We start from the raw sequence: 5,963 nt of genomic DNA on the forward strand, positions 1-5,963 counted from the left end.
CCGCTACGCGGCTGGGGACCGCGCGGGCAACGGCTCGAAGCGCGCGTACCGTATGGGCATTGGACGACACTGACGTTCATCGCGGCACTGCGCCATGACCGCATCGACGCGCCATGGGTCATCAACGGGCCGATCAACGGCAACATCTTTGCCGCCTATGTGACAGAGGTTCTCGTCCCGACACTGACTGCAGGTGATGTTGTAATCCTGGACAATCTCGGCTCACACAAGGGCAAGGCTGCACGCACGGCAATCCGCAAAGCAGGCGCACACATTCTCTTCTTGCCGGCCTACAGCCCTGATCTCAGTCCAATCGAGCAGGTCTTTGCAAAGCTCAAACACCTGATGCGGCATGCTCAGCCGCGAACGATCGAGGCCACATGGCAAAAGGTCGGGGATCTCCTGGACCGCTTCGAACCAACCGAATGCGCGAACTACATTACAAACTCAGGATATGCTTCCATATGAAAACAGCATGCTCTAGTGGTTAGAACGTGACGGATGAGTCCTGTTGGACCGCCTTAAGTCCCTTGGATTTTCGCCATTCCCATGCGGAACCATCCGTCTGAATCAATCCACTAGGTCGTGCCGCGTCAAATCGGGTTTCTCAGCTATACGCGCTTCGTTCCAGTCACGCACGCTGACAAGTTTGCCGTGTTCGCCGCCATTTCCCTGCGTCCGAGGCTCAAGCCCGCCCGTCTCCCGCTTCATGATCACCATGCCGTTGACGAACTTCACTAAAACCCGGAACCGAGCAGCGGCTACCCCGTGCGAATGCCCTTCTTCCACGAAAGCTACAACGCGCTGACGAAACGCCATAGGATGTGGTCTGCCCACCTCAAAACTCCATATCTGCCATACAGACATGGAATCGGAGATCAGGTCTCATGGGAATCCTGAATCACAAAAGTCGCAACAAGCTCTATAATTGCAAGAAGGTCATTAAAAAATGGTCATACGGCAATTGTCTCAAATACTATGGACTGGTACATTGAGTGGGTGACGGAAGTTCAGTGCAGGATTAGTTCAGGGATGTACGGCACTTTCCGGCTATTCTGGTCGTTTCAATAGGTAAGGATTTGTCTATGATCACGATCGCTGATTCCGAACTCAATAACATGCTGCAGCCAGCATTTAATGCTTCTACTCGGCTTTACCTGGAGCGTAGTTTTCAGCACCGCAATGGCTTTGGCAATCGCCTTTCGTTGGTCAATGTAGGCCTTGCGGATGCTTGGATGCGATCGGGTTATCTGTTTACTTTAGATCAGGACAAGATGGACAATGAAATTATGTTCAGTAAGCAATAATTGCTCAAGGCCTTTCGACCCAACAACCTGTCAACGATCCAAGCAAGGACTGCTTGCGAAGCTACGGTTCGCGGCACATCATTCAAGGATATGGGGCTTTGGCACAATAAGATCCTGATCGAAGTGGTCAGTTTGGAAGACAAGGAGCTATGGACGATCGATAGCAGCAAAGCACCGGTTGAAGGAGAGTGCAAGTTGCTGAAAAAAACGCGTTAGTGCCTTCCATGGCACCAAACTGGGCGGCATCCTGAGGGCTGACGGAATAGTTACAATTCTGGCCACCTGCGTGACGGCTTGCACATGTGTTCGCCAAGCAATTTACGACGGTCTGGCGGAAATTTTCCGGATCATGGCGGTCAAAGTAGTGATTGGGCGCCGGGGCTGTTTCTTGGCAGCTCTTTATATATCGACGCTAAGCTCGGTGATGTCGAAACCGACCAAACTTGCGTCGATTACCTTAACAATTTGGGCAACCGTACGAGTTGAAACGCCTCTGAAATACCTAAGAATGAACTGTTTTAAACGAAGAGTTTTAAAAGCATGAAGTCTTCTAGGTTCCAATATCACCGTCCAAGCACTTTGTGCGAGGTCATGGATTGTTTGAAAAACCTCGAGAACCCGCGCGTCATCGCCGGTGGGCAATCGTTGGTGCCGATGCTCAACTTTCGTCTTATCGAACCCGACCATTTGATTGATCTGAGTGGCATCACCGACCTCGATTATATCAAGAAGAGTGGTGAAGAAATCAGTATCGGCGCCATGACGACTCATCGGACAGTAGAGTTTTCGGAGATTATTCGCACTCATTTACCCTTGATGTCACTTGCGGTTTTGTCGGTCGGGCATCGTCAGATTAGGAACCGAGGTACAATCGGAGGTAGCCTGTGTCACCTTGATCCTTCTGCAGAAATGCCCTTGGTTTCTATGGCGCTGGATGCGCAACTCGTCATTACCGGTGTTGCCGGGGTACGCATTGTTTCGATCGAAGATTTCTGCGAAGACATGCTTTCTCCGGCGATTGAGCCCGACGAAATCCTTTCTGAAATTCGCTTTCGACCTTGGCAAAAAGGCCATGGATGGGCCTTTACGGAATATGCGCGCCGGTTAGGCGATTTTGCCATCGTAGCAGCCGCTGCTTTGTTGGATTTCGGTGAAGACGGTAGAATCAGCAAAGCATCGCTGACGCTTGGTGGAGTGGGACCAGTTCCGACGCGGATAACAGAAGCTGAAGTTGAGCTTGTTGGCCAGCGCCCGTCCGAGGAGCTATTCGCCCGTACTGCCAAATATTGCGCCGAAATCGAGCCGCTTGATGATCCGTTTGTACCAGGTTGGTATCGCCAGAGACTATCCGTGAAATTCGCGCAGCGCGTCCTGAGGGAAGCCTGGGCCCAGTCACAAGTAGGGAATGAGCATTAGTATGCCGACTGCAGAATATATCCAAAACATTACACTTTCAGTTAATGGAGAAAGCTATACTTCACAGGCTGAACCCCGGACATCCCTAGCAGATTTCTTACGTTACAATCTCGAGCTAACTGGAACTCATATCGGATGCGAACATGGGGTCTGTGGCGCGTGCACAGTGCTGATAGACGGCAATTCCATGCGTAGTTGCCTTATGTTTGCAGTACAGGCTGAGGGTAAAGAGATAGCAACGGTCGAAGGTCTGGCAGAAGGCAACCAACTCAACTCTCTCCAAAAGGCGTTCTGGGAACGGCATGGACTGCAATGCGGTTTTTGCACGTCTGGGATCCTGATGACCCTCACCGAATATTTCGAAATCAATTCGGAATACAGCGAAAAAACAATCCGCGATGTGCTGTCCGGCCATATTTGTCGTTGCACAGGATACGAAAGCATTGTTGCAGCTGCGCTCGATGTGGCCAATTCGAAGGAAGCTGGCAATGAATGAGCAAGGCACGAACTATATTGGCCAACCGGTTCTCAGAGTTGAGGATGACAGTTTTTTGCGGGGAAAAGGCCAATATGTTGATGACGTGAAAGTGCCAAACACATTTCATGTGGCTTTTGTCCGAAGCCAGATGGGACACGCGATCATCAGTAGAATTGACACAGGTGAGGCCCAAGCGGTTCCGGGGGTTTTGGCCGTCCTGACTGCGGATGATCTGAAAGAGGCACTTCATAGTCTTCGGCTTCCACTTGCGTTCCCGGCAGGGAAACTGGACGGAACCGCGATGCCACCGGTTCTTGCATCAACGGAAGTCGCCTATGTAGGGGAAGCTCTGGCGATGGTAGTCGCTGAATCAAGGCATGTTGCAGAAGATGCAGTTGATTTAGTCTATGTCGACTATGACGAATGCCCCGCTCTGGTTGATCCTCGAGAAGCTATGAAAAATAATGCGGATAGGGCGCTTTCCGATACGCTGTCGAACTGTTTCACAACCATAAAAATCGACTACGGCGATTGTGATAGCGCTTTCGATACTGCGGCGCATGTTTTTCACGAAACATTCTTCCTACACCGCGGTGCGGCTCATCCGATGGAGGGCCGTGGCATCCTGTCCGTGGTAGATCCCGGGTCAGGAGCGGTTACGCTCTGGGCCTCGACGCAGGCGTCGCATGAACTTCGCAACACAGCTGCAGAAATGCTGATGAAGAGCAATGACGATGTACGTGTGATACCCTGCGATGTTGGTGGCGGCTTTGGTAGTAAGTTCATGGTCTACCCGGAAGAAATTGCGGTTGCGGCTGCCAGCGTGATCCTGAAAGTCCCGGTAAAATGGGTTGAGGATCGCCGAGAGCATTTTCTGAGCGCCATCCAGGAAAGGGATCAATATTGGGATATCGAAGTTGCCGTAAGTGAAAAAGGTACCCTTCAGGCGATCAGAGGGCAAATGATTCATGATCAGGGTGCTTATGCACCTCACGCCATCACAGTTCCCTACAATAGTGCAAGCAGCATCATAGGTGCGTATGTCTTGCCATCCTATAAACTAGAGGCGCATGTCATACGCACCAACAAACCGCCGGTGATCCCGGTCAGGGGGGCGGGGTATCAGCAAGGAACCTTTGTGATCGAAAGGATCATGGACAGAATTGCAGAAGAGCTTGATGAGGATAGGGGAGAAATTAGACGCCGGAACCTGATCAAATCCAGCCAAATGCCCTATTCGACCGGATTAAAGAATCGAGCGGGGGCGCCTGTCGTTTATGATAGTGGCGATTACCTGGCTTGTCAGAAAGAAGCCCTTCTTGCAGCCGATTATAAAGGGTTTCCAGAACGACAGGCCGCAGCCCGTCGCGAAGGACGGTATATCGGCCTGGGAATGGCACATGGGGTAAAATGCACCGGTCGAGGACCGTTCGAAACCGCAACAGTACGCGTATCCACATCGGGAGAAGTCAGCGTCTACACTGGTGCCAACGCGGTCGGGCAAAGTACCAAAACGACTTTGGCTCAAATCTGTGCAGATAAACTTGGTGTAAATATCGAGCAGATAAAGGTGATCTGCGGTGACACTGCTTATGTTCAATATGGGCTAGGCGCATTTGGAAGTCGGCAGACGATGATGGCAGGAAATGCCGTCGCGTTCGCTGCCAGAGAAGTTCGTGAAAAGGCGCTTGAAGTCGCTCGACAACTCTTCAAAACGTCAAAAGGCACTCCGATTTCGAAAATCAACCGAAAGCTGTTTGTTGAAAATGGCCATATCCGGCTTACTGACGATCCTGAGATCGAGATTTCCTTATCCCACATTGCCTCGATTATGCGGGGTGCTGCTGGATATTCGTTTCCGAACGATGTTGGTGTCGGCCTTGAGGCCACGCATCATTTCCGCGCGGACCAAATGGCATATGCCAACGGATTTCATGTCTGCGAGACTGAAGTCGCTCTGGATACCGGTCACGTTAAAATTAACCGATATCTTGCCGTACATGACTGCGGGAAGATCATCAACCCTCTGACAGCAGTAGGTCAGATCCAGGGTGGTATTGTTCACGGTATAGGCAACGCATTGTTCGAGCAGATGCTTTACGACGGAAATGCCCAGCCTATCACGATAACATTCGCAGACTATTTGTTGACCACGGCTACAGAGGCTCCCAATATCGATTGCCGGTTCCGCGAAACCTTATCGCCACTTAATCCGTTGGGGATCAAAGGGGTTGGGGAAGTTTCAGTTATACCCGTGACTGCCGCTGTCATATCGGCAGTTGAAAATGCTCTGTCTCCGTTTGGCATCCATATCCGTGAGGCACCAATTACACCGATTCGCCTGATCGAGTTGATCGAGCAGGCCTCGGCATCAAGCTTATAACAACCAACAACCAAATCGAAAACTACAAGGAAACGACCAACAAAAGGGAAGACAATGAGAAACTCAGTCAAACTGCTTACAAAACTAACAGCCGTGGCAACGGCCCTTTATTTAGCAACTGTCGGAATAGTGAACGCCCAGCAACTCGATATGGTTAGCGGATCGGTTGGTGGAGGTTACTTCAAGGCCGCTGCCGCTCTTTCTGAATATGTCGCGCAAGAGCTTCCGAACACACGGATCATAGTCCGACCCGGTACGAGTTGGGCAAATGTTGATCAGCTTGACAGTGGCTCGGCCGACCTAGCTGTTATCGAGAATGTTCTGGGGACCCTCGCATGGCAAGGTAAATCACCAACAGGTGACAAGTATGATTTCCGTA

The 5,963-nt window shown here is 51.1% G+C and carries 7 protein-coding genes; 6 read left to right on the forward strand and 1 reads right to left on the reverse strand.

Going from position 1 to position 5,963, the window contains the following annotated elements; genetic code table 11:
* Positions 1–468, forward strand: a 468-nt coding sequence (locus ACESNI_RS19385) for an IS630 family transposase (protein WP_373090149.1), incomplete at its 5' end; no start/stop codon positions are given.
* Positions 469–570: 102 nt separating this feature from the next.
* Here the strand turns inward: ACESNI_RS19385 and ACESNI_RS19390 are convergent.
* On the reverse strand, positions 571–837 hold the full coding sequence (locus ACESNI_RS19390; protein WP_373090152.1) for a transposase: 267 nt from the start codon (positions 835–837) through the stop codon (positions 571–573).
* Between the two features lie 248 nt (positions 838–1,085).
* Between ACESNI_RS19390 and ACESNI_RS19395 the strand changes: the two genes are divergently transcribed.
* From ACESNI_RS19395 to ACESNI_RS19415, 5 genes are all read left to right on the forward strand, one after another.
* Positions 1,086–1,307: a hypothetical protein gene (locus tag ACESNI_RS19395; protein WP_373090154.1), complete on the forward strand. Its 222-nt coding sequence runs from the start codon at positions 1,086–1,088 to the stop codon at positions 1,305–1,307.
* 591 nt (positions 1,308–1,898) lie between these two features.
* Positions 1,899–2,723, forward strand: coding sequence for a xanthine dehydrogenase family protein subunit M (locus ACESNI_RS19400; RefSeq protein WP_373090156.1), 825 nt, complete (start codon positions 1,899–1,901; stop codon positions 2,721–2,723).
* Position 2,724: 1 nt separating this feature from the next.
* Complete coding sequence (locus ACESNI_RS19405; protein ID WP_373090158.1) at positions 2,725–3,219, forward strand: (2Fe-2S)-binding protein; 495 nt, start codon at positions 2,725–2,727, stop codon at positions 3,217–3,219.
* Entirely contained in the window at positions 3,167–5,584 is a 2,418-nt protein-coding gene (locus tag ACESNI_RS19410; protein ID WP_373090161.1) for a xanthine dehydrogenase family protein molybdopterin-binding subunit, read from the forward strand. Before ACESNI_RS19405 ends, ACESNI_RS19410 begins: the two co-directional genes overlap by 53 nt.
* Before the next feature lie 54 nt (positions 5,585–5,638).
* Positions 5,639–5,963, forward strand: a 325-nt coding sequence (locus ACESNI_RS19415; protein ID WP_373090164.1) for a TAXI family TRAP transporter solute-binding subunit, incomplete at its 3' end; no start/stop codon positions are given.

Origin of the sequence: Sneathiella sp. (assembly GCF_041689005.1) — a bacterium.
Lineage (GTDB): Bacteria > Pseudomonadota > Alphaproteobacteria > Sneathiellales > Sneathiellaceae > Sneathiella.

Bases quoted from the DNA above. Each gene is read 5' to 3' on its own strand.
- ACESNI_RS19405 (WP_373090158.1), top strand. From the start codon at position 2,725: ATGCCGACTGCAGAATATATCCAAAACATTACACTTTCAGTTAATGGA.
- ACESNI_RS19400 (WP_373090156.1), top strand. From the start codon at position 1,899: ATGGATTGTTTGAAAAACCTCGAGAACCCGCGCGTCATCGCCGGTGGG.
- ACESNI_RS19395 (WP_373090154.1), top strand. From the start codon at position 1,086: ATGATCACGATCGCTGATTCCGAACTCAATAACATGCTGCAGCCAGCA.